At 71.3% G+C, this 25,669-nt stretch carries 17 protein-coding genes; all 17 read right to left on the reverse strand.

The window, feature by feature from the left end; genetic code table 11:
* Window positions 1-50: 50 nt before the first annotated feature.
* Window positions 51-2,225 carry a hypothetical protein gene (locus PV963_RS05630; RefSeq protein WP_274814450.1) on the reverse strand — a complete coding sequence of 725 codons (2,175 nt, stop codon included), beginning with the start codon at window positions 2,223-2,225 and terminating at the stop codon, window positions 51-53.
* Window positions 2,225-6,049 carry a putative baseplate assembly protein gene (locus PV963_RS05635; protein WP_274814451.1) on the reverse strand — a complete coding sequence of 1,275 codons (3,825 nt, stop codon included), beginning with the start codon at window positions 6,047-6,049 and terminating at the stop codon, window positions 2,225-2,227. The genes PV963_RS05630 and PV963_RS05635 overlap by 1 nt, the downstream gene beginning before the upstream one ends.
* Entirely contained in the window at window positions 6,046-9,156 is a 3,111-nt protein-coding gene (locus tag PV963_RS05640; RefSeq protein ID WP_274814452.1) for a putative baseplate assembly protein, read from the reverse strand. Before PV963_RS05640 ends, PV963_RS05635 begins: the two co-directional genes overlap by 4 nt.
* Window positions 9,153-9,545 carry a GPW/gp25 family protein gene (locus PV963_RS05645; RefSeq protein WP_274814453.1) on the reverse strand — a complete coding sequence of 131 codons (393 nt, stop codon included), beginning with the start codon at window positions 9,543-9,545 and terminating at the stop codon, window positions 9,153-9,155. The genes PV963_RS05640 and PV963_RS05645 overlap by 4 nt, the downstream gene beginning before the upstream one ends.
* Window positions 9,542-9,886: a hypothetical protein gene (locus PV963_RS05650; protein ID WP_274814454.1), complete on the reverse strand. Its 345-nt coding sequence runs from the start codon at window positions 9,884-9,886 to the stop codon at window positions 9,542-9,544. The genes PV963_RS05645 and PV963_RS05650 overlap by 4 nt, the downstream gene beginning before the upstream one ends.
* A gap of 20 nt (window positions 9,887-9,906) precedes the next feature.
* Entirely contained in the window at window positions 9,907-10,443 is a 537-nt protein-coding gene (locus PV963_RS05655; protein WP_274236997.1) for a phage baseplate assembly protein V, read from the reverse strand.
* Between the two features lie 48 nt (window positions 10,444-10,491).
* On the reverse strand, window positions 10,492-11,631 hold the full coding sequence (locus PV963_RS05660; RefSeq protein WP_274814455.1) for a hypothetical protein: 1,140 nt from the start codon (window positions 11,629-11,631) through the stop codon (window positions 10,492-10,494).
* Entirely contained in the window at window positions 11,624-12,004 is a 381-nt protein-coding gene (locus PV963_RS05665; RefSeq protein WP_274814456.1) for a hypothetical protein, read from the reverse strand. The genes PV963_RS05660 and PV963_RS05665 overlap by 8 nt, the downstream gene beginning before the upstream one ends.
* 12 nt (window positions 12,005-12,016) lie before the next feature.
* Complete coding sequence (locus tag PV963_RS05670) at window positions 12,017-12,703, reverse strand: hypothetical protein (protein WP_274814457.1); 687 nt, start codon at window positions 12,701-12,703, stop codon at window positions 12,017-12,019.
* A gap of 72 nt (window positions 12,704-12,775) precedes the next feature.
* The gene (locus PV963_RS05675; RefSeq protein ID WP_274814458.1) at window positions 12,776-13,324 is read right to left on the reverse strand and encodes an SUKH-4 family immunity protein; all 549 of its coding nucleotides are present in this window, start codon (window positions 13,322-13,324) and stop codon (window positions 12,776-12,778) included.
* Complete coding sequence (locus PV963_RS05680) at window positions 13,321-20,187, reverse strand: eCIS core domain-containing protein (RefSeq protein WP_274814459.1); 6,867 nt, start codon at window positions 20,185-20,187, stop codon at window positions 13,321-13,323. Before PV963_RS05680 ends, PV963_RS05675 begins: the two co-directional genes overlap by 4 nt.
* Window positions 20,184-20,504, reverse strand: coding sequence for a hypothetical protein (locus tag PV963_RS05685; RefSeq protein ID WP_274814461.1), 321 nt, complete (start codon window positions 20,502-20,504; stop codon window positions 20,184-20,186). The genes PV963_RS05680 and PV963_RS05685 overlap by 4 nt, the downstream gene beginning before the upstream one ends.
* Complete coding sequence (locus PV963_RS05690; RefSeq protein WP_274814462.1) at window positions 20,495-22,507, reverse strand: ATP-binding protein; 2,013 nt, start codon at window positions 22,505-22,507, stop codon at window positions 20,495-20,497. Before PV963_RS05690 ends, PV963_RS05685 begins: the two co-directional genes overlap by 10 nt.
* Before the next feature lie 33 nt (window positions 22,508-22,540).
* Entirely contained in the window at window positions 22,541-23,548 is a 1,008-nt protein-coding gene (locus tag PV963_RS05695; protein ID WP_274814463.1) for a DUF4255 domain-containing protein, read from the reverse strand.
* A gap of 33 nt (window positions 23,549-23,581) precedes the next feature.
* Window positions 23,582-23,713, reverse strand: a complete 132-nt coding sequence (locus tag PV963_RS05700) for a hypothetical protein (protein ID WP_274814465.1) — start codon at window positions 23,711-23,713, stop codon at window positions 23,582-23,584.
* A 606-nt stretch (window positions 23,714-24,319) separates the two neighbouring features.
* A complete protein-coding gene (locus PV963_RS05705; protein WP_274814466.1) occupies window positions 24,320-25,099 on the reverse strand; it encodes a hypothetical protein in 780 nt (259 codons plus the stop codon).
* A 32-nt stretch (window positions 25,100-25,131) separates the two neighbouring features.
* A complete protein-coding gene (locus tag PV963_RS05710) occupies window positions 25,132-25,656 on the reverse strand; it encodes a phage tail protein (protein WP_004003113.1) in 525 nt (174 codons plus the stop codon).
* Between the last annotated feature and the right edge of the window lie 13 nt (window positions 25,657-25,669).

Below are 25,669 nucleotides of genomic sequence, written 5' to 3' on the forward strand. Positions count from 1 at the left end.
CCCCCTGGTTCAGAAGTGCGGGTTCACAAGGTCGGTGGCGGGTGCGCGCCTCACGTCACGAAGAAGATCCCGGCGTCGGTGCCCGCGGGCGTGTACTCGGCGAGCCGGGCCCTGAGGCCGTCCTCGCGCTGCGGCCGGTACAGGTCGTGGAAGGCACCCATCTCGGCGCCGTCGTCCGCGCCGCGCCTGATCTCCTCGCGGCAGCGGTCGGACAACAGGCCGTACCAGGGCGTCCCGTAGCGTTGGGAGGTGAACGACGGCCTGATGTCCGAGGCCTGTTCGGGCTGGCAGCGGTGGCGGCGCGGGGTGCGGGAGCCGGTGGGGACGTAGGAGTAGCGCAGGCAGCCGATGCCGCGGCGGGCCACGTGCAGCCGGCCCGTGAAGACGCTGTTCTCGGCGATCTGCACGGCGTGCGTGTGGATCTCGCCGATGACGGTGGTGCGGTGCAGGTGCAGCACGGCGTGGGCGTGGCGGCAGTCCGGGGCGGACAGGGCCTCGCGGTCGTCGGCGGTGGCGTCCAGGATGCTGTCGCGGATGTGGATGTCGAGGGGGTCCTCGCCCACCTCGTCGCCGATGACCTCGATGGTGCCGAGGATGCTGTGCTCGATCTGGAGGCAGGCGGTGGTGCGGTCCAGGACGATGCTCGGCTCCTCGGGCGAGTGCGGCTCGCACTCGGGTTCCAGGGACCAGCCGGGCACGAGCGTGGTGTGCCGTACGACGACGGCGCCCATCGCCCCCGCCACGTTGATGCCGCGTCCGGCGACGAGCAGCCCGTCGAGGACGACCCGCGGCCGCTCGTGCGGGGCGCAGTCGCCGGACACCGCGCGGATGTTGAGGGCGTCGGGGCGGTTGCTGTACCAGTCGAGCAGGCGGACGACGGGGCGGGTGCCCTCGGCGGCGCGCAGTTCGAGCCGGTCGCCCGGGTCGAGGTCGAAGTCCAGCTGCTCCTGATAGGCGCCGCTGTGCGTGATCTCGATGATGCCGGCGGGCCCCGTGCGGTCGGCCCGGCGGTCGTGCTGCCAGGCCCGGTAGGCATCCATGATCTGCCGGTACGGCTGCCCGGGGCCGACCCGGTACACCTCGGCGTCGGGACGGGGCTCGCGGTCGCGCTCGTACTCGCCGCCGCCCATGTCGGCGGCGAACGCGTAGTGGTAGTCCACCCACACGCCCTGCCGGGGCGCGGAACGCGACCCGAAGGCGATCCGGCCCAGCTCGGGGTCGACGGCCACCTGGCCGCGCTTCGGCCGGTAGCGCCAGTCCGACAGGTCGGCGACCACGATGTCCGAGGGCGGTACGGGGTTGTCCTCGCCGTCGAGGCGGATCACGAAGCTCTTGCCGGGGCCGTAGTAGTCGAGCAGCCGGTCGTGCAGGAGGCGGCGGGTGACGAACGCCGGCACGTTGTCGACGGTGGCGATGTGCGCCGGCGAGGGCTCCGGGAACGGCTTGGTGACCAGCGGGGTGTCGTTGCCGAGGATCGAGAAGGTGTAGAGGTTGCGGGCCCGGTCGATGCAGTAGGCCGGGCTCCGGGTCAGCGCGTACGCCTTCAGCCGCCACACGAAGAGCGCGACGCCGGCCGGGCTCCAGCCGCCCTGCCGGTGCCGTGACTCGGCGCGGCGGACGTCGACCGTACGGGCCGAGTTCGCGAACGGGCCGCCGCCGAGGGCGAGTTCGGCACCGTCGCGCAGGTCGGCCAGCCGTCCGCGCTCGCCGCGGTGCGTGCCGGTGCCGGTTTCGGTGCCGTGCAGCTTCACCGGCTGGGTGTGGGCGACCTGCCGGGACAGTTCGACGGCCCGCGCGGGCCAGCCCGCCACCCGCTCGGACAGCTCCTCCAGCAGGTGCAGGGTGCCCTTGCGGCGGCGGCCCGCGACGGTGGCGGCCACGTCCCGGCGCGGGGCGACGGCCTCGGCGAGGGCCGCCCGTCCGCCGTCGTGCAAGCCTGTGGTCAGGACGCGCTCGTAGCCGGGCAGGGTGCGGTAACCGACCAGGTCGCCGAGGTACGGCAGCACCCAGGGGGCCGCCGTCTCCACGAACAGGTCCTCGTATCCCTGCTGGACGCCGTCGCGGACGCGGTCGAGCTGCTCGGCGATCACCGCGAGCAGGGCGCGCAGCGGCTCGCCCTCCTCGGCGTCGCGCAGCAGGTGCCAGCGGGGCAGCAGTTCGGCGAGCCCGTCCGGTTCCCTGGGCACCACCGGGGCCTGCGTCTCCAACTGGGTGTCCGGGGACATCACTTGACCTCCGTCAGAATCAGGGTGTCCGCGGCCCGGGGCGACAGCAGCGCGAGCTGGGCCGGGCGGATGCCGCGGAAGACGTACACCGACCGGCCCTTGGCCAGGCGCCGGGTGTCGGTGATGTCGGGGTTGAGGCACAGGAGTTCGGCCAGCGGGAGCCCGTACCGGGCGCAGACCTCCGACAGCGTCTCGCCGTTCTCGGCGCGGACGGTGTGGATCTTCTCGTCGTACGTCGCGGGGTGCGCCGGGACGGTCGCCCTGGGCGGGCCGGGCCGGGTGAGCAGCTCGGTGAGCTCCTTCGGGGTGGCGGAGGCGGGCACGCCGGTGAAGATGTCGACGTCCACGTAGTCGACGCCGGGCACGGTGTGGGCGGTGGCCAGGACCTCGGAGAGGCGGGCTGGGCGGCCCAGCTCCCGGCCCTCGAAGCCGAGCCGGTTCAGCAGGGCCTGCCGCAGGCGCGGCTCGACGGTCTGCCAGGCGTGGTCGGGGGCCACCTTCACCTTGGCGGCGATCAGCAGCAGGACCAGTTCCCGGCCGTCCACGCGGACCGGGAGGTTCGCGTCGCCGTACTCGGTGAGGGCGCCGCGCAGGGCGCGCAGGGTGTTCGAGTCGGGCGCGATGGGCACGTCGTCGGTGCCCGCGACCGTCACGTGCAGCACGCGCCGCCGCCCGTCGAAGAGTTCGCGTGCCGAGGCCCGGCCGATGCCGGCCCGGGAGCGGGCGAAGTCCTCGTAGTCGGCCTCGGAGACCAGCCGGTCCAGGGCCGAGACGGCCAGCGGGACCGTACGGCGGGTCAGGCCCGGGCCGTCGGCGTCCGCGCCGCCGGTGGCGGGGCGCGGGTTGGTGACCGCGGTGACGCCGAGGGGCCGGGTGAGCGGCTGGGTGACGCGGTCCGCCGGGACGTTCGCGGCCTTGCCGGTGCCGAAGCGGTAGCGGGCGCGGACGTTCTCGTGGCCGGAGGGCAGCCGGGCGCCGTGCACACCGTCGCCGAAGGTCACGGTGGTCCGGCCGTCGGCCGTGGAACCGGTGATGTAGACCCGCTCGGTCGGGCCGCGCCCCGCGAGGCTGTCGACCTCGTGCCACAGCACGCCGTCGACCCGGATCTCCAGGACCGGGGTGGCGCCGAGGGGGTTGTCGTCGGCGAGCCAGGTCAGCGGGGACTGCCAGAGCGCGAAGGTCTGGTTGACGCGGTCCGAGTCGCCGCTGCCGATGGCCTCCTCGCGGCTCTCGCCGTGGGTGGCCTCGACGACGTTGCCGAGGATGCGGACCGTCTCGCGGCGGTAGCGGTGGGCGAGGTCGGCGGTGAGGGTGAGCCGGGTGTGGATGTGGTCGCCGGGGAGCCGGCGGTCCGCGGCGGGGTCGGCGGCGGCGATGGTGACGACCTCGGTGGCCCGGACGCCCGCCGTGCCGGGGATGTCGCTGCGTTCGCCCTCGACGATGAGCGTGCGGCCCGGCCTGAGGCCCTCGTACAGCTCGGCGAGTTCGATCTCGTTGCCGTGCACGTCCTCGCCCAGCGGTTCGTCGGCGAGGCGCAGGGGCTCGCCCGCCGCGTGCACGGTGGTGTCGCGGATGTGCGACAGGAGCACGTCGAACTCGTCCAGCCAGGCGTCGGCCAGGGTGAGTTCGGTGCCGCGGCCGGTGATGCCGTAGTTGGTGTACGCGGCCGTGCGCACCGCCGTGACCTGGGTGGTGACGAACGCCAGCTTGGGATCGCCGGGGACGCCCTTGTCGGAGCCCTTGGCGGGCCGCTGGATCGCCACCCAGCTGCCGACGGTGATGCCCTCGTGCACGGTGTCCAGCTGGAGCGTGCGGCGGTTGACGGGCTCCGGCTTGGTGGCGATGACGATCTCGACGTTGGGTTCGGCGCTGCCCACCGTGTACTTGAGGCTGACCTCGTGCTCGCCGTGCGTGAACTGCTCACTGGCGCCGGGGCGCAGGGCGATCTGCTCGGACGTGCCGTTGTGGACGCCGACGTGGATCAGGCCTTCGTCGTCGGGCCGCGACACGAACAGGGTGCGCTCGGGCAGGCCCGAGCGGAGGCGGGCGGTGACGCCTGGTTCCTGGGAGTCGGCGGGGCGCCGGTTGAGCCAGCTCAGGTCGCGGTCCTGGCCGGAGCGCACGGACAGCTCGACCTGGCCGGGGCCGAGCGTGAAGGTTACCGGCTGGGTGACGGGCAGGTTCTCCGCGCGCTGGTCGGAGCTGCTGCCCTCGACGTACTGGAACTCGGCCCGCACCGGGGTCTTGCCCGCCGTGTCGTACACGACGCGCATGGTCGCCAGCACCGCTCCGGTCAGCGGCCAGTCGGCGGTGCGGATGACCCGGCCGCGGTCGTCCTGGACCGGCTTGAGCGGGGCCGTGGCGCCGAAGGGGGCCGCGGTGACGCGCAGGGCGAGCAGTTCGCGCAGGAGCCGCGGGGCGCCGGGGGCGGCGGCCGTGCGCCAGGCGGGGTAGAGGCTGCCGAGGCCCGGGTTGAGGACGGAGAGGAGGCGGGCGGTGTCGGTGCCGGGAAGTGGACGGCCGGTGGGGCCTGCGGGGGCGGGCGTGGTGCGGCGCAAGGCGGGCATTATGGCGCCCAGGGCTTGCAGAGCGGCCGTGCGCGAGTCGCCCTCAAGGGGCGCGGGGAACTGCGCGACCAGCCCAGACGGCGCCGCAGACGGCCGACGGCCCACCGAGGCACCCTCTTCGACCGTCTGCGCGGGCGCCAACTCCAGTGCTCGCTCAGCGAGTTCCGCCAACACCGCCTCCAGCTGCTCGAACCACTCCGCCACGTCCTCATACGGCTCGGCCAGCACCTGAGCCTCACCGAGCCGGGCGAGAGGTTCCGCGAGGCGGGCAGCCAGCCGCTCGGGCGTCTTGACGCCGTCCAGGTCGTTGCGGAGCGGTTCGAGGACCTGGTCCTCGAAGTCCTCGATGAGCCGGCTGACCGGGCGCGGGTTGGGTACCTCCGGGGTCGGCGGCTCCTCCCCGGGCTCCCCCGGCTGCACGGGCGGAGCCGTCCAGCGCCGTACCTCGTCGACGAGTTCCTTCAGGGTCGGCGGCGCCGACTCCGGCAGGGAGATCGCCGTGACGTCGTCGTCCCGGTCGACGCGCGTGTTCGCCACCGGCAGCAGCTTGCGCTCGCCGCCGGCGCCTTCCCCGAAGACGAACAGCAACTGGTCGCCGGTCCTGAGGGAGTGCGCGGTGCCCTCGACGAACAGCTCGGAGCGCTTCTCGAGGTCCCGCGGGGTGAGGAGCGAGGGACGGCGGCGGCGGACCTTCAGCTCGTTGAAGTCCCAGCGGGCCGTCAGGTCCCGGCTGGTCTCGAAGGTCAGCGACTCCTCGCCGGCGGACGCGGGCACGCTGTGGCTGCGCGCGCCGCGCGGGATCAGCACGTTCTGGGCCTCGGCGCGCGGGTCGCGTTCGAGGGTGTAAGCCAGGTGCGTGGCGGCGGCGACGCCGGGGCGCGGGCGGTGCCCGACGAGCCGGCCGAGCAGCACCAGGGAGCGGTGCTCGTTCGCGGTGCGGACGTAGGCCTCGTCGGCGATGCGCTCGGAGTGGAAGGTGAGCAGGTCGCCGAGGACGGCGGTGGCGTCGAGCAGGCCGATCGCCGGGTCGTCCGGGGTGCGGACGGTGAGCTGGTCGAGTGCCGGGTAGGCGGGTGAGGCGAGCCGGTCGAGCAGGGCGGCCAGGAAGGAGCCGTATTCGCCGACGCGGTAGTCCAGCGCGGTGCGGCCGGGCGGGTTGTGCAACGGGGCCGGAGCGAGGCGCTCGTCGTGGCCGCCGCGGCAGGCGCCGCCGCAGCCGCACTCGTCGGTCGCGGTGACCGGGTGCGTGTCCGTCATCGGGCACCTCCCAGGGATATCGCCAGCAGGCCGTTCTCCGGCCGGTCCGGGTCGTTGTCGCAGGTGGCGATCTCCAGCGGGCCGAGCCGCAGCACGCCGTCCTCCCTCTCTCCTCGGTCCTGTCCGTACAGCCGCCCCAGCCGGGTGACCTCGACGCTCTGCACTCCGGGCACGGCCGCGGCGACGGCGACCAGGCGGCTGAGCCGGACCGGTTCGCCGAAGGTGAGCGCGTCGGGGTGGAAGAAGCCGAGCCGTCCGCCCGGCAGCCGTCCGCTGCCGAGCACGCGGTACAGCTCGGCCAGGATCTGCCCGTGCTGGTGGCCCGGCTCGGCGCAGACGGTCAGCGCGATGTCGAGCGGCACCAGTCGGGCGGGGCCCACGACGAGGTCGTGGCCGATGCGCCGGTACCTCTCCAGGGCCTGGGCGACCGAGTCGAGCAGGTTCCGCGACGGGGCGGCGGTGCCGTCAGCGTCGATCGCGATGTGCGCTTCCTGGACGCTGCCCGTCCAGCGGAGTTCGGCCGCCGCCCGCTGCACGCCCGGCAGTTCACCCGCGAGGGCCGCATAGTCCTCGGCGGTCACGGCCCGCAGCCGGGTGCGGCGCAGGTCGAGCGGGGCGAGCTGGCGTACCTGCTCGACCGGTTCGGGCTGGGTGCCGCCGGCCGCGGGCAAGGGGTTGCGTACGGTGACGGCCGGCGCTTCGCAACCGGCTTGCACGACAAGGTGGTTGATGGCCTCGGCGCCGACGTTTCCGGCGGTGGCGCCGCCGAGCCGGTAACGCAGTGCCAGCCGGGAACCGGGCGTGGGCTTCGCGCCGTGCCGGCCGTCGCCGAAGCGCAGGGCCATACGACCGTCGTCCTCCAGTTCGCCCACGAAGTGCCGCTCGCGCGGACCGCTGTCGAGCAGGTCGCGGCGCGGCTCCCAGGTCTCCTCGTCGCCGTGGACGCGTACGGCGGGCAGCGCCCGGCGCGGGTCCTGGGCCAGGGCAGCGGTCGCCGAGCCGCGCAGCACCGTCTCCTCGGGGTGGAGGCCGGCCGCGTACGCCGGGCCCCAGCTGTGCGCGATCTCCCAGGCGATGTGCCCGTCGAGGACCGTGCCCGCGCGGGCCCGGGCGGCGAGGACCTCGACGCGGCGCAGCTTGGTGTCGAGCAACTGGTCGCTGCGGTACAGCAGTTCGCGCAGGGCGCGGACCGGGTGGCGGCGCAGTTCGAAGCGTTCCAGCACGTTCAGGCCGTAGACCACGGCGAGTTCGGCGATCTCCTGCTCGCCGAGCCCGTCCCGGTCGCGGGCGCTGCGCCACAGCTCGACGAGCCGCTGCCGGATGCGGCCCGGGATGGCCGCGATCCGCTCGGCCTGCCCGGCGGCGACGGTGCCGGGGTCGGGGAAGGGCACCGCCTGGGTGACGGGCGTACGGCCGAGGACCGGGCGGAAGCGGGGCGCGATGCCCGGGTAGACCGACTGGGCGAGCAGGGTGCGCAGCGCGGCGGTCTGGGCGTACGCCGTGCCGGGCACGACCTGTTCGTGCCGCTGCCCGGCGCTCTCCAGGCCGAGGCCGGCGCGTGCGGTGGCGCGCTCGCCGACGACCTCGAAGAGTTCGCGGACGTCGTCGGGGACGAGCGCCCGGCCCGACCGGGTCTTGTCCGTCAGGGCTTTGACGAGCCGTGCGGGCGCGTTGCCTTCCTCCGTGTCCCGGCAGCCGAAGGCGGGAGGGTCGCAGGGGGCGGTCACGGCGGGCACGGGCGGCACGGTGACCGTCTCGGGCAGCCCGGTCAGGGTCCGGCCGTGGTCGACGAGGACGACGTTGCCGCGGGCGAGCGTGACGTCCTCGACGGGCAGGCAGTCGCGTCCGCCGCGCGTGGTGAGGCAGAGCGAGAAACGCAGCGCGTCCTCGGCGGCCCAGGTGACCTCCAGGACCGGCTGGTCCTCGATCCGGTCCAGGCCGGGGGTGACGGAGGTGAGGCGGACGGCCTGGCGGTGGCTGGGGTCGGCGTCGCCGGGGGTGCCGGTGCGCGGGCCCTTGACCTCCTCCAGGACGATGACGTCGCCCGGCCTGAGGTCGAGACGGCGCTCGCGGCAGGTCTCCGAGTCCACCCAGGCGTCCCGCAGGGTGGCGGCGGTGGCGCCCTTCGGCAGGGTGCACACCTCGCCGCCCCAGGTCCACAGCCGGATCGCGTTGTGCGCGACCCGCAGCTGAAGCGGGTCGGTGGCGACGACCGGTTCGAAGACCTCCACCGAGCCGCGCTCGTCGAGGTCGCCGAGTTCGCTCTCGTCGATGACGGTGCCCGGCTCGGGGCGGTCGTGCGGGTCGAGGCTGCGCACGTCGACGGAGGCGAAGCGGAAGGTGCCCGGGGCGAGCGTGCGGTCGTCCGCGGTGCGGACGGTGACGTAGGCGCGGGCGTTGCAGCCGTCGTGCATCGCGTAGTCGATGAGCCGGACGTGGCGGCGCACGGAGACGCGGCGGCGGGCGGTGTCGAGGTAGGCCTCGGTGGCGACCGCGTCCTGCTGGTAGCTGATCTGGTCGCCGGTGTACGCGAGGAGTTCGACGAGGGTCATGCCCAGGTCGGCGGGGTTGCGCTCCACCCAGTCGGGGGTGGTGAGCGCGAGCCGGTCCAGGAGCAGCTTGCGGATGGTGTCGTAGTCGCGGGCCGTGTAGTCGATGACGGGCGCGGCGGGGAAGTCCGGCTCCGGCTCGTCCTGGTCCTTGCAGTCGAAGGGGGTCGGGCAGTCGGGCCGGAAGGAGAACGTGGCGCTGTGGTAGCGCTGGTCGAAGCCGCGGTAGGGCTCGGTGCCGGGCCGTCCGTACGGGTCGGTCTCGACGAGGGAGAGCCGGTAGCGGGAGGTGTCGCCGGCCTTGTCGAGGGTGACGTAGAGCCGGTCGTCGAGCTCGGGGTCCTCCTCGCGTTCGACGCTGACGTCGACGGCGGTGATGCCGGTGATGCGGCGGCCGCCGTCGATGCGGACGTTCTCGGGGCCGAGGCCGTGCGGGGCCTTGCCGAGGAACGTGACGGTGAGCAGCAGCCCGTCGTCGCCGACCTCGACGGAGTCGACTCCGTTGAGCTGGGCGGCGCGGACCTTGGCCCGGCGGGAGGAGGTGGTCGTACCGGTCATGCCGTGGCCCTCCCTTCGAAGACGTCGTCGCGCGAGGCGCCGTCGGCGCGCAGGACGTACGACAGGTACACACGGACGACGTTGTCCTCGCTGACCACGTCGAGGGCCTCCACGTCGATGAGGTCGCCGAGCCAGCGCTGGAGCGAGGCCTGGACGGAGAGTTCGAGGGTGCTGATGAGTTCCGGGCTGGTCGGCGCGAAGACCAGGTCGAGGAGCCCGCAGCCGAAGTCGGGGCGCATCACGCGTTCGCCGGGGCTGGTGAACAGCAGCTGTTCGATGAGGTCGTGGACGTGCTCGCCGTGGGTGGCGTGCGCGGTGCGGCCCCGACGGTCGGCGCGGAAGGGGAACGCGATGTCGCTGCGGGGGCGTTGACTGGTTCGGCGGCTCATCGGACGGTGACCTTTCGCTGCGCGGCCTGGACGACGGGCGGCCCCTGCGGCACGAAGGCGGCGGTGAAGCACTCGGCCGCGGCGGTGTCGAGCAGTACGGCCGCGCCGTCGACGGTGATGCCGGTGCCGCCGGCGGTCCAGCGGACCGTCACGCAGGGCGTGGGCACGCCGTTCACGGTGCGCGGGCAGCCGGTGACGACGTAGCTGTGGGCGGCCGTGGCGATGGCGGCACCCGCGATGCGTACGCCGCCGGACGGTGAGCTGGCGGCGGTGACGCGGCCGCCGTGCGGGCAGCCGATCACGGCGTTGGCGTCGAGCAGACTCCCGGATGTCCCGGACACGTTCTTCCTTCCCCCGGTTCTTATCGCTTGGACGCGATGGTCAACTGGCCTTCGTTCACGTCCACTTGGTTTCCGCGCAGGATGACCTCCGCGCCGAGGCCGTTGGAGATCACGATGGTTTCCTTGGTGATGCGGATGTACGCCCCGCCCTGGGCCTGCAGCAGAATCCCCTGATCGGGGCCCGGCGGGTCGCTCATCACGATCTTGTGCGCCTCGGGTGTCTGCACCACGACGGGCTTGGCCTGCGAGGCCGGCTGCACGAGACGGCGGGCGTCGGGCGGCAGCTCGCCCTGTTCCCCGTACCAGCACCCCGTCCACACCGGAAAGCTGGGATCGCCCTGCTCGAACTCGACCCACACACCGGCCCCGGGCGCCGGCACCACGAACTGGCCCGCCTGCGGCCCGGTGAACGGCAGACAGGGCAGCGCCCAGGTCGACGGCTCGTCACCCAGGACGTCGGGTACCTCGACGGTGATCCGGCCGATGTGCAGCGGATCGTTGTTGTCCACGACTCGGCCGCGGAACTTGCCGAGGTAGCGATTGCTGGGTGCCGCCATGTGAACTGCTCCTGGTCTGACTGGTCGTGATGGTCGGTTCGGGGTGGATCAGGGCCTGACGTAGGCGCTGCGCGCTTCGAGCCCCTCTCGCGACAGCGTGAAGTTCTGCTGGAAGGACCCCGGCCGCAGGATGTGCGTGACGGACTTGACGAAGTAGTCGCCGTCGTACGTACGGCCCGAGCCGCGCACCCCCACCAACTGGCGCGGCTGCAGGATGTAGCCGTGCCGGTTCACGTCGAGCGAGCCCGAACCGGAGACCACGTCGGCGGACACGGCCGCGCGCGCGAGGAGTTCGGCCTCGGCCTGTTCGCGCTGGTGCTTGGCAGTGCCTGAGAGGGTCCTGCGCTTGAGGGCCGGGGTGGGGCGCTTGCCGAGCGGCGGGCGCAACGGACTGATCGGCGGCTGGGGCAGGAGGGTGGACTGCCGGGTGCCGGGGTCCTGCCAGCGGGCCTGCGGCTCCTCGCGGGCCGTCCCGTCGTAGGCGAACGTGAGCTGGTCGACGGTGGAGTTGGCGTCCATGTTGACGTTGAGGGCGTGCTGGCGGATGCCGAGGCGCACTTCGGGGCCCCAACGGGCGGAGGACTGACCGGGGTTCGGCCCCGGCTCCAGGTAGAACGTGTAGCCGTTCGCGCGGGCGAGTTCGTTGATGTACTGCAGATCGGTGCTCGTCTGGTAGTGGACGCGGAGGTCCTGGTGCGGCGGCTGGCTCACCTTCTCGGTGTAGACGTCGGGCCGGATGCCGTAGTCGGAGTAGCGGCGCAGGATGGCCAGGACGCGCTGGGAGGGCGGGAGATTCGGGTACCGGTCGGTGCGCTCCTCAAGGTCCATGAGCAGGGACAGGTCCTCACCGGTGACGGTGAGCGTGGAGTGCCCCGGCTGGTTGCTGGCCCCGACTTCCTGGCGCACGACGAGCCCGTCGAAGAGCACCTCGGGGGTGCCGCGGACGGTGACGGTCACGATCAGCCGCGTCTTCGGGTCGAAGAAACCCTCGGGCAGGAGGGTGCGGCTGATGAGCCCGTTCTTGGTGAGGTCGAAGGCGAGCTGAAAGCCGGAGCGCTCGCCCGCGGTGGCGGTGATCTGGGCTGAAAGGAGTGCCTCGGCGACCTCCGCGGGCACGGGCTTGGCCAGCTTCGGCCCCATGTGCAGGGTGATGTGAACGGGGCCGCGCCCCACCGGCAGCTCAGCCACGCCGGACTCCCTGCGGCCCCTGCGGGAAGTGCCCGGCAAGCGGCACACCGACCTCGCGGCCGGGCTCGTCGGTGAGCTCCCGCGGATCCAGTACCGGGTTGGCGTCGGCGATCTGCCACCACTGGCCGGGGTCGCCGAAGTAGCGCTGCCCGAGCAGGTCGGGGCGCTCACCGGTGCGGACGGTGTGCGTGTGCGTGGCGTCGCCTGTTTCCTCCAGTGGAGGGAGCAACCGCCGCTTGGTGTACCGGACTTCGGTCCCGTCCGGCAGCCGGTGCACGCCGATCTCGGCATCGTGGTACCGGCTCGTCCGGGGGTATGGATGGGCCCCCGGTATCGCGTCCAGCGCGTTCTCGTACGGCTCGATCTCAGCCATGGCGTTAGCTCCTCAGCCCCTTCCCACGCCGATGCCACTGGAGCCGAGCCCCAGCGACCCGATCCCCGCGGTGCGCGCGGCGGCGGCGAGGCGCTCCTTCTGCGCGAGATGCGCGTAGTACAACTCGGCGCCCGGGTGCCCCATCGGCAGATCGCTGACGGTGAGCACCTTGAGCCCGATGCTGAGCGAGGCCCGGATCGGGTTGAGGTTGACATCGAACGCGGACTCATTGATGGACAGTTCGGTGAGCCGCACGGGCATGACCCGCTTGCTCCCCCAGGTGAAGAGGGTGAGCGGCATCTCGATCGGGCTGATCTCGATGGTCCCCTTCTGCGACTGCCGGCTGGCTTCCCGGAGCTGGGCGGAGGTCGGCTGCACGAGCATTTCGAGCACGGCCAGTTGGGGGTGGATTCCGTCGGGTGCGGCGATCTCGAACTGGTCGGTGGCGTCGATCTCGGCGGTGAACTTCCAGGTTTCCTGGGCCGGCCCTTTGAGGCGGAGCGCTTCGTTTCTGTCCCCGGTGCCGCTGCCGCCTCCACCGGAATCGCCGCTGCCTCCTGCGGACTGGGGCGAGAGGCTGCGTTCCAGGGTGTCGGGGTTGAACTGGAGCACGATGATGCGTTGGGGGGTGCCGAGTTCGGGGTCGACGAGGACTATTCCGGAGCGGATGGGTTTGGGGATGTTGGCGTAGCGGGTCATAGGCGGGCCTCCAGCCGTTCGCGTGGGGCGTGCATGTTGGTTCCGGAAGGGCTACGACTTCAGAGTCATGGACTAAAGGTCCAATCCGCCCCCGCCCAGTTGATGCAATGCAATGGCCCACCAGTCTTCGTGCCGCTCGAAGGAGAACGGGTCGATGCCTGCGAGGGTGCTACGCAGCGCATCGAGCGATTCCTGTTCGATGCCAGGATCGGCGGCCACGTTCTCCCTGTGCAGCTCGATGCGGTACAGAAACTCAATGAATTCGGGAAGGTTGTTATTCACGACTTCACCGCGAGGCTTTGTGCCGCCGAATTGGATCAGCGTAATGAAGCGGTCGTAGGCGGACAGCGAGAACCGGATACCCGGATCGCCAGGAGGCCCGCCGATGACGATCTCCCGATGCTCCTTACCCTTACTGGTGGTGACATCGGTGACGTCCAGGAAGTCGGGCTCTCCGTGAACTTCGGTAGTGAAGTACGGTGAACTGTTTCGAGGGAGTCCGATGGACGTGATCGCCGCAGCATCTTCCGCGTGAAGGCCGAGGTGCTCGATGTCCTGATCGGTGAGTGTCAAGATGTTTTCGGGGCCGTAGAGGTCAGTCATCTGCTGGTGCGTGATCATTTATCTTCTTCTCGAGTGTAGGGGTTTTTCCGGGATTCCCAGTCGATGTTGACGGTGATGACTGTCCCTGCGGCCACTGTTACGTTATTCACCTTCATTTCCGCGGTGAGGTCTTTGCCCATGTCGAGGTTCGTCTTCTTGTCTAGCAGATAGAAATTCTTGTAACTGTCGAGTCCCCCCAGCTGCAGGTCGTGTTCGTGGTCTGCCTGCATGTTCTCTATACGGTTGCTGATCCCGGCCTTGAGCTTCGAGTCCGTCGTGCCGGCCCTAGCACGCTCCTTCACCATCTTCTTGAACTCCACGGTCATTCTGCCCAGTCGGCGCGCCTTCTCCTTCTGGTCCGGGATTCCTTCCTCGATGTCGTTGGCTTCCTTCTCCTGCCTGAGGGCCGTCTCTTCATCACCTTTCTCTCGGGCCGCTTTCGCTTCCCTTCTGAGTTTATTGATGTCCTTGAAGGCGACAAACTGCTGAAATCCCGGTGAAGCCTTCTTGCGGTATGTCTTCTCGTCGCGAGCCAGCCGCTTGAGGGCGAGGGATTTTCGGGTGAAACCTATCAGGTCGTAATCGTCGAAGCGGTGAACTGTGATGGAGTGCGTTCCGGTCGCCGGCTCCGGCTGCTCGCCGGGCTGCCCCCTCAGGCGCCTTTCCTTGCGCTCGTTCAGCTGCTCGTCCTCCATGAGCGCCGCAACGCTCGACTTGTACGTCTTGCTGTCCGAATCCGTCGGCGTCGCGTTTTTCTGTACGTCTTTCTCGGCTGCCCTGATCTTCTGCAGTGGCTTGTCATCCTGATTTTTCTGTTCCGCCGCATCCAGCTCTTTGAGTCGTTCCTTCATCTTGGAACGGAATTCTGCAATGCTCTCGCCCTGATGAAACAGCATCCAGTCGTCGAATTCTTGGATTCCCAGGGCGTCCTCAAGTTGTTTCTGCCGCGCCGGGTCGCCCCTGAACTGTAGGCGAAGCATCGCGCGCATTGCGCGTGCGGCTTCGGCGCTCGGATTGAGCGTTGCTGTGACGGCCACGGGACTGCCGCTCTGGGCCTCCAGGGAGGTCAAGCGGTACCATGCTCTGAAGCCGCGCAGTGCCGTGCGGAAGACGAGGGGCTTTACGCCCTTGTCCGTCATGCGATTGATACGTGGACGCAGGCGAGCCACGATCTTCCGCAGACGCTCATCCTTGGACTCCTTCGAGTCCTCCTCTTTCTTCTTGTTGTCCTTGTCCTCCTTGGACTTAGGCCGCCCCGGCCCACTCTTCGCCGGCTTCGGCCCTGTCTTCCCAGGCCCCCTGCGCCCGCCCGGCTTCGAGCCCGGCTTGTTCTTCGGCTTGCCCGGCTTGTCGCCGTCCTTGTCGTTCTTCGGCTTCGTGCCGTCGCCGTCCTTGTCCTTGGGTTTGCCCGGACCGTCCTGATCCTTGGGTTTGCCTGGAGCGTCCTTCTCCTTGGGCTTACCTGAACCGTCCTGATCCTTAGGCTTGCCCGGACCGTCTTGGTCCTTCGGCTTGTCCGGCGTCTCGTCCTTCGGCTTGGTCGGGCTGTCCGAGTCCTTGGGCTTGTCCGTGTTGCCCTTGTCGTCCTTCGGTTTCGTACCTGGGGGCGAGTCAGTCTTCGGCTTCGTCGGGAGTTCCGGCTTCGGCTTGGGCTTCGGGGCCGGGGTCGGGCGCGTATGCGGCTTGCCCGGCGCGTCCTTGTCCTTCGGCTTACCCGGCGCGTCCTCATCCTTCGACTTGCCCGGCGCGTCCTTGTCCTTCGGCTTACCCGGCGTGTCCTCGGGCTTCTTGCCTGGCGGCGTCGTGGACGTCTGCGTCTTGGGTGGTGTCGACGTGGACGCGCCCTTGTCTCCGCCCTTGTCGTCCCCGCCCTGCCCGTCCTTCCCCTTGTCCGTGCCGCCGCCTTTGTCCTTGCCCAGGTTCGCGGCCACGCCCTTCAACCGCTGGCCCACCTTCGACACGTACTTGCCGATCCCGCTGAGGATCAACTCGTAGGCCATCTCCAGCAGAACCACGATGCCCGCCGCGATCGCCTTGGCGAACAGGACCCCCGCCCCGCCCTGGCGTACGGACTTCAGCCACGTGATGACCGCGCCGATAGCCTTGAGGATCTCGCCGAGTGAGCCGATCGCGGCCTGGATGGCCTCCAGGATGGCCGCGCCCCAGCCGGCGCCGGGGATCAGCTTCGCCAGGACCTTGGTGATGACGATCTCGCCGATGATGAAGGGGAGTTGGGGGACGATCGCGTCCCACACCTCCTTGGCGATCTTCTCGAGGGTCCAGCCGCCCTTCATGAGCTTGTTCCAGACGGCTTCGGTCAGGCCGGTGATCTCCTTGACCTTGTCGTTGAACCACTGCTTGACCGCGCTCTTGACCTCGTTGAAGAGGTGGTTCTTCGCGCCGTCGTACGCGGAGTTCTTCGCGCCGCTCAGCCAGCCGCCGGGGTCGGAGAGGATGTCGACGAGGATCATCATGAACTCGCCGAAAGCGGCGATGAACTTCGTCGCGAAGTCGAGGACCGCCTTCAACGCGTCCTTGCAGGCCTTCAGGACGTCGAGAAGCATCTTCTTCAGGACGTTCAGGATGTCACTGAGAAGCTTCGCGATGGACTCCAGCAGATCCTTCATGATCTGCTTAAGCGCGTTGGCGAGCTGGGTGACGAACGCGAGCGCCGCGTTGATCAGGTCCGTGATGAACTTGCGGATACGGCGGGCGATTTCGATGACCGCCTCGACCAAGGACACGACGAACTCGATCAGGTCCTCGATGAACTGCTTGATCATCTCGACGATGCCCTCGCGGGCCGCGTTGATCCAGCCCTCGACCGTCTCCTTGAACTTCTTCAGGGCCCCGATGATCGCTTCACGGGCGTCCTTGATGATCTTGACGATCTTGTCCCGCAGCGCGATGAACTGTTCCTTGATCCAGTCGAGCGCCTTGGACAGCCAGTTCTTGGAGTCGTCGGTCTTCTCGTCCTTCTTCTTCTCCGCGTCCTCCTCGGCCTTCTCACCCTTGTCCTTGACGTCCTTGTCGCTGGTCTCCTTCTCCTTCTCGACGTCCTTGTCGGTGTCTTCCTCTTCCTTCTTGACGTCTTCCCGGACCTTCTTCTCCCGGTCCGACTTCTTCGTGCCGAGCTTCTTCAGCTCGTCGTCCTGCTCCTTGGTCCAGTCGGTGCGCTGTTTGTCGACGTCGTCCAGGACGCCTTCGCGCTTGCCCGTCTGCTCCTTGGTGTTGGACTGGACTTCCTTGTCGACCTGCCGCTTGTGCTTCTCCTGGGACGTGCGGGTGTCCTGGGTCTTCTTCTCCCGGCCCTTGCCCATGTCCTGGCGGCCGTCACTGAGCGCCTTCTTGAACTGCGGCTTGCGCTCGTGCTCGGCCACTTCCGAGGCCGCCTCGGGTGGTACGGCACCGGTGCCCGCACCGCCTCCGCCGACTCGCGACTTGCCGCCCTGCTCGGCCGGCACCTTCCCTTCGAGCCGTTCCTTCGGCGCGTCCGGATAGACCTGGTCCTCGCCCATCTTCCGACCGGCGTCGTCGGCGCCGGTCTCGGCGGCCTCCTGGCTCTTGTCGTCGGTGTTACCGCCCTGCTCCTCGGCCTTGTCATCGGCCTGGCCCTGCATCTCCACGCCCGGCGCAGTACCGTTCTGCGCCTGCTTCATGGCCTCGTCCTTGGTCGGCATCCCGGCGAACTGCGCGGCGAGATCCTCCGCCGTCACATCGAGGCCGATCAGGTCGCCCGCCCAGCCGAGGGCATAACCCGCCATCATCCCGACCTGGTCGAAGAAGTCGGGCTCCTCCATCTCCTCGGCCTCGATCTTGCCCTCGGGCTTCTTCTCGCCCTTGACCTCGGCCTTCTCGTCCTTCGCGTCTTCGGCGCGCGCGGCCTTGTCCTCGTTGTACTGCGCCGCTTCCTCGGCGTCCGGCTTGCCGTGCAGGGTCTTCGGGGCGCCGGTGGGACGGTCCATGGCGGGCGGCTTGGACGCCAGCTGCTTGTGTTCCTTGCCGACGTCCTTGTCCACGGCGCCGCCGACGCTGTCCATCGCCTCGACGGCCTGGTGCGGCTTGAGGTTCGACGCGGCGGCAAGGCCCTCCTCAGGGGAGCCACCGGAGAGGTCCGGCGCCGCCTTGGGCGCCTTCTTCCCCTTGGCCGCGGAGGCCTTGCCCCCACCCGTGGAGCCGCCCTTCGAGGCGCCGCCACCGCCGCCCCCACCGCGCGCCGGCGCGGGAGCCGCCCGGGTGCCGGAGTCGTCCCCGCCCCCGGACTCGGCCTTGGTCTCCGCCCTGCTCTCCGGCTGCCGGGCCCGCTCCTGCGGCTTCTCCGTCCGCGGTTCCTGGGCCCTCGGGCTCGGCTTCTCCGTACGGGAGGAAGAGCGGGACTCCGTACGCGAGCCTGAACTCTCCGTGTTCAGGCCGGAGTTGTCGCTGCCCGCAGACTGGCTGGAGGTCGAGCCGGACGACGGTGTCGCGCCGGTATCGGCCGAGCTGCCGGAGTCGGTCGTCCCGCCACCGGACGTGGAACCCTCCGAAGTGCCGGTCCCGCCCTGGTCCTTGGGCCCCTTCGACTCCTGCGGCCCTGGGGACACCTCGGCCTTCGCCGCGCCCGTGGCGCCCTCGTCGGAAGCCGCCTTCTCCCCCTCGGCTCCCTTCGTGGCCGTGTCCGACGGGGACGCGGCGGCCGAGGTGTCGGAGCGGGCCTGCGCGGAGCCCTTCTCGCCGCCGCCCGAGGACTTGTCGCCGGGGCCGCCCGCGGCGGGCGTGCCCTTCTCCTCCTTGGCAGCCTTCTCGGCCGTATCGCCGCCCGTCTCCTTCGAACGGTCCTTGGCCTCCTGAACGTTGGCCTCGGCCGCGGCCGGGCCGGCCTTGGGGTCGTCGCCCTGTTTGGGGTCCTTGGAGGCGACGCCCGGGGCGGCCTTCGGCTCGTTCTTCTCCTCGGGGTCGAGCTCGCTCTCCGTACGACGCGACTGCTCCGCCGCCTCCTCCTCGGCGCCCGGCACGGGCGGGGAGTCGTCGGTGCCCGGGTCGTCCTTCTCCGCCGCCGCCTCGCGCTCGGCGTCCTCCTCGTCCTCCTGCTGACGCTGTGCCTGCACCTTTTCGGCCCTGGTCGGCGGCGGGGCCGAGAAGGAGGGGGTGGGCGGGGCGGAGTTCCCGGCGGACTCGTCGATCTGGTCGGAGGTCGGCACGTTCGACACGTCGAGGTCCTGCTCGGGAAGGAAGTCCTCCGGCCTGAGTTTGATGTCCCAGGCGCTCTGCTCCCCGCCGCCGACCTCCACCTCGGAGTCGCCGCCCTGGCCGGGCGACTCCTCCCGCTCCTCCTCGCCCTCCTGGTCCTGGGCGCGGGCCCCGTCCAGCGTGCTGGCACGGCCGGGGAACCCGTCGTCCTTCCCCGTGTCCGTGGGGGTGCCCTCGTCGCGGCCCGGCTCGTCCTTCTTGGCCGCCTCGGCCGCGGCGGCGCTCTCGCGGGCCTTGGCGGCCTCGTCCTCGGCGTCGGCACGCGGGCCCGCCGCCTCCTCCTGGCCGGCTTCCTTCTTGCCCTTCTCCTCGGCCTGCTTCGCCCCGGCGCGGTCGCCGTCCTTCCCGCCGCCCTGCTTCCCCTTGTCCCCCTTGTCCTGCTGCTGCCCCTGCTGTCCGCTCTTCTCCGCGCCGGACTTCTCGCCCTGCTTCCCGGACGCCGGCGCTCCGGCCTTCTCGCCGGCCGCGGCATCCTGCTGCCCTTGCTGCTGCCCCGGCTTCTGCTCGGACTGTGCGGCCGGCGAAGTGGGCTGCTCCCCGTCCCCCTTGGGGCTGGAGGCGTCCCCACCCGTCCGCGGGTCGGACTCCTTGTCGTCCTCGGCCTTCCCTGCGTCCGCGCCCGGAGTGCCGCCCTGCGGGACGGTGCCGCCCGCGTTCTCCGGCGTGCTGCCCGCGGCGGGAGCGGTGTCCCCCGCCCCGTCCCCGTCCACGGACTGCTTCTCCGGGCCGGGAGCGGGCCCCGTCCGCTCGGTGCGCTGCTGCTCCTCCTGGGCGGCCTCCTGCTCCCTGTCCCGCTCCGCCTGTACGTCCTCGGCGGTGTCCTCCTCGACCTCCGGAGCGAGGAGGCCGCGCTGCCGGGCGGTGGCCTCGCTCTCCGCCCGGCCGTCCTCGTCGATCTCCGTGACCAGGTCCACCACGAAGTCGTGCTCGGAGGTGAGGAGCCGGTGCTCCAGGCGATCCAGTACGCGCTCCTGAAGCTCCTCCGAGAGCGGGGCCAGGGAGGCGCGCACGCGCTGCGCGCTGTCCGTCGGGTCGGTACGGAGCGACCGGATGACAGTGTTGGCGAGGCGGTCGACCAGCGTGGCGGGGTCGAGGTGCTCGAGGCGATTGCGGTCGGCGTGGACGGTGGTGTAGCGCATCCACGCCGGAGTGCTGGCCTCCGGGGCGATCTCGGGTGCCTGCTCGCCGCGCGCCACGGCCTGGGCGCTGTCCTCGGCGGCGCGCTCGGCCGCCTCGTGCGGCGCGCTGACCTGGCCCAGGTCGCGGCCCGCCGCCAATGTGCCGCTGGCGAAGGGGTGTTGGATCGTGTGCAGCAGCTCGTGCGCGAGCAGGGCGCGGCCCTGCTGCGTGCCCGGCTGGTACTGGCCCTCGCCGAAGAAGATGTCCTGGCCCACCGCCACCGCGTCCGCACCCAGCATGCCGGTGAGAGCACTCGCGTCGCGGTCGGTGTGCAGGCGTACGGAGCCCAAATCGTGGCCGAGCTGCTCCTCCAGCTCCCGGCGCACACCGGCGTCCAGTGGCTGCCCGGCTCCGCTGACGATGTTCTTCGGCTCGGGCGCGCGGTTCTTCGCCGCGCGCTCCTTGCGTTTGCGGCGGCGCTCGGCGGCGGCCTGCTCGGCCGCCTGGGAGTCCTGGGAGGCGGAGGTCGTCATCGCGTCACCTCCCCACGGCCCGAAAGCCCCGCGTGCACCGCGCGGGCCAGCTCCTGACCGAGGCGGCGCGCGGACAACCCGGCGGGCATCGGGGGCAGTCCCGACACGCCGTCCACCGACACGGCGCCGTCCGCGGCCAGCGGCACGCCGTGTTCCCGTACGAGACGGGTCAACTCCCGCTCGAACGACGCCGATACGCGTTGCGGGTCCACGGACGGGCCGAAGCCGTCCAGGACCAGCTCGCCGATGTCGACGCGGATCTCGCGCGGCTCGGGACGACCGGCCACGCTCTGCCGATGGGGCCTGTTCACACCCATCCGCGGACCTCCCCCGGTGTCAAGGAGCGTTCCAGCTTGAGGTATTCGGTGCGGGCCGCGGCGAGCATGTGTCGCATCTGCAGCCGGTCGCCCTCCTCGGCGGCGAGGAACGCGCCGGACAGGGCGATGTTGCGGATCGAGCCGCCCGCGACGGTGAGTTGGGCGAGGAGTTCCGGATCGATGCCCTTCGTCGGGGTCTGCGGCGGCAGTACCCGGCGCCAGATCTCCGCCCGCTCGTGCTCCGCCGGGAAGGGGAAGTCGACGACGAAGCGGATGCGACGCATGAAAGCCGTGTCCAGGGCCTTCTTCATGTTGGTGGTGAGGATGGCGAGACCCCGGTAGGCCTCCATCCGCATCAGCAGGTAGCTGACTTCGAGGTTGGCGTACCGGTCGTGGCTGTCCTTGACCTCGCTGCGCTTGCCGAAGAGCGCGTCGGCCTCGTCGAAGAGCAGGAGCGCGCCGCCTCGTTCGGCGGCGTCGAAGACCTTGCGGAGGTTCTTCTCCGTCTCGCCGATGTACTTGCTGACCACCTGCGACAAGTCGATGATGAAGAGATCCAGGCCCAGCTCCTTGGCCATGACCTCGGCGGCCAGGGTCTTGCCCGTGCCGGAGCCGCCCGCGAACAGGGCGGTGACGCCGAGGCCGCGCCGCAGCGTCGCCGCGAACCCCCACTCCTGGTGGACGGTGGCCCGCTGCCGCACATGCGCGACGATCTCCCGCAGCACGCTCGTCTGCCGGTCGTGCAGGACGAGATCGCCCCAGCCCGCCTCGGGCTCGATACGGCGGCCCAGTTCATCCATCCCGATCCGGGCCTCGTTCAGCCCGGCCCGCCAGGCGAGCCCAGCGGCGTCGAGTTCGTCCTCGCCGGGCAGATCACGGCGTACGGCGGCAGCGGCGGAGCGTACGACGTGCGGCGGCAGTTCGAACTGGGCGACCAGCGATCGCAGTTCGCTCTCGCCGATGTCGACGACGTCCCGGAACGCGCCTACCCACAGACCGAGTTGCTCCTCGTCGTCCAGGCGCGGCACGGTCACCCGCTCGCCGTGCGGTCGGTCCGAGTGCCGGGGATCGCCGCTCGACACGACGACGGGAACAGCGGCCCCGGTCAGGAACGCGTCGGTGGCCGCGTGCTGGTCGCGGTCCAGCTCGCCGACCTCCACGAGCAGCGCGGCGGGCAGCAGGATCGCCTCGCGCTGCCACAGACGGGCGAGCCGGTCGCGCTCCGCCGCGTCCGTGGGGATGTCCTCGGCGCTCATCGCGTACAGCCCGAGCCCGGACCGCGCGGCCGCCGCGGCGGCGATCTCGGCCCGGCTGCGCAGATCGCCGCCGACCACCTCGACGAGCAGCGGCGCATCCGGGCGCGCGGCGGTGGTCCAGCCGGCGGCGACCCGGCTCGCGGCCAGGTCGTACGACGGTGGCAGTTCGTCAGGCACCGGAGTGCGGCGCAGCTGGCCGTGCAGCCGGGCGTCCAGGTAGGGCGAGCCGAGCAGGAAGTGCAGGATGCGTTCGTCGAGCCGCAGCCGGGACAGCGTCAGGCGCGACGCGTCGTCCAGCTCGACGATGCGCCAGCGCCGCAGCGGTGCCACAGGGGTCAGGGCGCTCCAGTGCGGTTCGGCGAGGGCGGCCAGGGCGAGCGAGAAGGTGGGGTACGCCCGCTCCGGGTCACCGCTCGCGGCGGCGCAACGGGCGGCGGTCGTGGGGTCCAGCTCGTAGGCGGCGGTGAGGAGTACGACGTCCCGTTCGAAGGCAGAGAGACCGAAGCAGGTGACGAGCGTGTCGAGGGGGGCGGTCGCGGGGGCCGCCGGGTCCTGTACGTGATCGACGGCTGTGTCACGACCGGGGGTGCCGTCGCCGGACTTCGATGCCGTGCCCGTTCCGGCCGTGCCAGGTCCGGCCGCGCGCGCCGCGTGGTTGTCGACACGGGCCAGGACGCGCCGGATCTCCGCGGTCAGCGTCGGGCTGCCGCCCGGTGCGCCCGCCATGCCCGTCCGGCGTGTCCCCATGTCCTCGCCTGCCCCCGTTGTCCCCATGCCGCCTCAGCTCTCCGCGTCCTCGGAGCCCCTCGCCGAAGAGGAGCCCGGCGACGATTGCGACGAGGAGTCCGAAGAAGGCGCGGCACCCGTGGTCTTGGCCGCGCCACGCGCGGGCCTGGCCGTCTGCGCCGCCTTGCTGGCCTGCGCATCCTTTCGGGCGCGGGCAGGTGCCTTGGCCGAAGCCTTCGCGGGCGCCTTGGCCTCGGATTTCGCGGGCGCCTTGGCCGCAGCCTTCGCAGGCACCTTCGCGACCGACCTGGCGGGCGCCTTATCACGCGCCTCCCGGACGTGCGCTTCTCCCGAAGTCCCGCTCTCCGCGGGAACGGGCTCGGGAGCCGGCGCGCCGCTCTCACTGTCCCGCGGCGCCTCCGCCCGGCTGCCCGGCGGCACCGGTGCCCCGGGCGCCCCGAACGGCAGCACCCGCGCCGTGAGCCGCTCCACCGGCTTCGCCGGCACCGGCGTCTCGCGGCCCTCGATGAAGACGAGGGCCGCCTGGTAGACCACCGACAGGGCGTACGGCGTCTGGTGAAGCATCCCCCACAGCTTCGACGTCTCGTCGATGTCCATCACCGTGGGCGTGAACCGCACCCGCTGCGCCGCCTCCGCGAGATCGCTGCCCGCCAGGTGCGGGAGTTGACCGGTCTCTTCGATGACGTCCTTCGGCAGAATCGGTGTCTCGTGCAGGGTTCGCACCACGGAGCCGATGAGCCGCTGCCCGACCAGGGTCGTCTCGTCGCCGTACGCACTGATGAGGTAGTGCAGGTCCAGCGCGGCGGCCGGCCGCTTCACCAGCGTGCCGTCGGACGCCCGGGTCGGCAGGTCGTTGTTGCGCATCGACGTGTTGGGCGTGACCTGGTAGAGGAACACGTTGAGGGTGGGGTAGTCCGGCGGCTCCGTCGGCGGCTTGTGCGGCTCCACCTTCACGGCCTCGTCGAACTCCGGGCCCACGTTGGACGCGAGCAGCAGGGCGAGGGCCTGGGTGACATGGGCGATGGCGAGTGCGTTGCTCATGAAGTCGGTTCCTCGGTTCCTCGATCCGTCATGTCACTCCCGCCCCCGCGCCAGATAGTCGGCCAGGCTCAAGGTCACGCCCGGCCGCTCCCTCGACGACGTACGCTGCCGGGCGCCGCCGGACGGCGACGGTCCCGCCGTCACCTCCAGCCGCCCGATCTGCACCTGGACCACCTGCTCGGGCGCCCGCGAGGGCCGCCGCGCCGCTGCCTGCCGTACGGCGTCCCGTGCCGCCGCGGTGTCTGCGGCGCTGGGCCGCGCGGCCGAGGCGGCAGCGGGGGATACGGCGTCCGTGCCCGGGGGGTGGGCACGGACGCCGTGCTCTGGGGTGCGCCCCGCTCAGTGCGCCCACGGCCCGCCGCCCGGTGCGCGGCGTCGGGCGCCGGCCGCTGCTCCGCGGCGACGGGCGCGACGGGGCGCAGCAGCGGCGCCTCGGGCAGTGCCCCCGGGGCGGGCCGCGGTGCCGGATCCGCAGGCGCACGTTCGGTGTGTACGACGGTCCGCTCCCGTTCCGTGTGTGTCCGGGGCGCGACAGCCGTCGGACGCGGCGCCTCCCCCGGGCGTACGGCGGACGGTGTGGCGGAGGGCCACAGCAGGTCGGAGCCGTCGTCCGGCTCCGGCGCGGTGCCGCGGACCGCGTCCACCCGCTCGAACGGGCCCGGCAGTCGGGGCCGTACCCGCACCACACCCGCACGCGGACCGGCGACAGCGGCCGGAGCGTGCCGGGCGATCAGCCGGTCGAGGAAGTCGGGAACCGGCGCCCCTTCGGCATCAGACATCCGCACACAGCTCCAGGTAGTAACGGCGCCGCAGCGGGCTGAGCGCCAGGATCTCCGGCTCGCTCCAGCCGTAGGAGGTGGCGAGCAGATGGACGTCGAGCAGCAGGTCCCGGGCCCAGGCGTCCAGTTCGGTCCACAGGTAGGAGGCGATGTCGAGTTCGGCCCGGGTGGCCTCGCCGCACTCGGGGCAGGCGACGTTGAGCGTCACGTCGGCCCCGGGGTCGGCGGCCTCGACGGCCTCGGCGATCCGACGCTGGACCGGGACCGGCAGGTCACCGGCGGCCACGGCCGTCCCGTCGCGCACCGCCGAGACCAGGCACCGGGCGAGCAGGGCCCTGCGCGGGTCGGCCGCCCGGGCCGCCGCCGTCAGGTCGGCGACCCCGGGCAGCCGGAACTCGACGTCCCAGCCGTCCTGCCGCACCCGCACGACGGACCCGGCGGACGAGTCGCCCCCGTCCACCGCACCTCCCTGCCGGTCGACCGGACCGCCCCGCCCGCCCAGCGACCGAGCGAACTCCCCGGCGTCCAGGTCGAACTCCATGTCCTCCCCGCACGCCGAGCACGCCAGCTGTACCTGCATCCGCTCCCCGAACAGGGCCCGGCGCAGCGCGAACAGGTCGGCCTCGCGCTCCCCCACCGGCAGTACCGGCAGGCTCGCGGCGTCGGCGTCCGGGCGGGCCGTGCGGTGCAGCAGCAGGGCGCGCCCGTTCGGTGCCTCGGCGAGGCCCGCCTCCCAGGTGGCCAGCAGCTCGGCCGCCCCGGTGATCGCCATGTTCTCCCCCCGCTTCCTCAACTGGCCCTATATCAGGCTGGGTTGAGGAACGACGGCTCCTCCGGCTCGGGCACCTCGTAGTCCCGCTCCCAGCCCTCGCACTCGAGCTTCAGCGACTGGATGGCCACCGCGTTGGCGTTGGCGTCCAGCTCGCCGAGGACCTGGTACTCGCTGGGCCAGGTCCGGTAGAGCTTGTGGGAGACGGCGACCTGGCCGGCCTCGTTGAGGACCTGGATGACTATGTCCTTGCGGAAGTCGGCGAGGGACACCTCGGAGCCGAGGCCCGCGCCGACCTGCCAGACCTTGTTGGCCCAGCGGTCGAACTCGGGGTCGTGGGTGACCCCGCGCTCCAGGGTGATGCCCTCGAACTCGGAGCGGCCCGGCGACTTGCGGGGAGACGACGGGTCGCCTCCGTGCCGGTGCTTGACGACTTCCGTCGTCCGCTTCAGGGGACTGATCTTGCTGATGCCGGCGACCGTACGACCGTCCCACAGGACCAGGAACTTGAAGTTCTTGTACGGGTCGAAGCGATGCGCGTTGACCGTGAACTCAGCCATCGGATTCCTTCAG

Origin of the sequence: Streptomyces coeruleorubidus (genome assembly GCF_028885415.1) — a bacterium.
Classification (GTDB): domain Bacteria; phylum Actinomycetota; class Actinomycetes; order Streptomycetales; family Streptomycetaceae; genus Streptomyces; species Streptomyces coeruleorubidus_A.